1 protein-coding gene is annotated in these 1,228 nt (G+C 58.8%); it reads right to left on the reverse strand.

Features of this window, described 5'->3' with window-relative positions:
• Positions 1-861 (reverse strand): type IV pilus twitching motility protein PilT (locus G3480_RS26745; RefSeq protein ID WP_338114242.1); only part of this gene is annotated, 861 nt, incomplete at its 3' end.
• Positions 862-1,228 lie beyond the last annotated feature (367 nt).

Here is a 1,228-nt window from a genome sequence, read left to right on the forward strand (position 1 = left end):
GCCATGATGCGTTTCCTGAGATGCATAAGTGGCTTGCACGCTATCCCAAGAAGCCACATCAATGCAAGGCCGCACTCCGCGCAGGGATTCCGACAACATGGCGCGCACCATGTCTTTTTCCGCCGCAGGGAAGACGTCGATGATACGGTCGATGGTCTTGGCCGCGGAGGTGGTATGCAGGGTGCCGAACACCAGGTGGCCGGTCTCGGCTGCAGTCAGTGCTAAGCGAATCGTCTCCAGGTCACGCAACTCGCCGACCAGGATGATATCCGGGTCCTGACGCAGCGCGGAGCGTAGGGCCTCGCTGAAGCCCAGCGTATCCCGATGGACCTCGCGCTGGTTGACCAGACACTTCTTGCTCGTGTGGACGAACTCGATGGGATCCTCGATGGTGAGGATATGCGCGTACTCATTGTCGTTCAGGTGATCGACCATGGCCGCAAGGGTGGTCGACTTGCCCGAGCCAGTCGGCCCGGTCACCAGGATCAAGCCGCGCGGAACATCAATGATGTCCTTGAAGCTCGACGGCGCCTTGAGCTCCTCGAGCGACAACACCTTGGTGGGGATGGTGCGGAAGACCGCACCCGCACCGCGCTTCTGATTGAAGGCGTTGACACGGAAGCGGGCAACACCTGGGATCTCGAAGGAGAAGTCGGTCTCGAGGAACTCCTCGTAGTCCTTGCGCTGCTTGTCGTTCATGATGTCGTAGACAAGCGAGTGGACGGCGCGATGCTCCAGGGCGGGGACGTTGATGCGTCGCATATCGCCGTCGACACGGATCATCGGAGGCAGCCCGGCCGAGACATGAAGGTCCGAGGCGTTGTTCTTGACGCTGAAGGCGAGAAGTTCGGCAATGTCCACAATTCACTCCATTTCAAGCCACGCCTCGGCGATCGCTTGAGCGTGATGGCCATCAATCTGCACGTTCCAAGATTATCCAGCATTTGACTTCGCAGATCGCGAAGCCTGCCGCATTTCTCGCACCCGAGGGCGTCCAGCGTCCAAAAAATCCGAGGGCGTCGCTAAGGCTGAGGTCCCTCGGTCGGAGCTAAGCAAGTGTCCATCAATTGTTTCCCGATTGCGAACGATGCCGCCCGAAATCCCCCCTAGCCCCCCTTTGCGAAAGGGGGGAAGTTGTTGATGGACGCTTTCTAAGGCGATTTACGCGAAAGAACTTACCCGCAGTTTGGTCGGATGAGGATATCCCATTTGGGCAAAGTGGAACTGC

The organism is Thiorhodococcus mannitoliphagus, from assembly GCF_010915725.1.
GTDB lineage: Bacteria > Pseudomonadota > Gammaproteobacteria > Chromatiales > Chromatiaceae > Thiorhodococcus > Thiorhodococcus mannitoliphagus.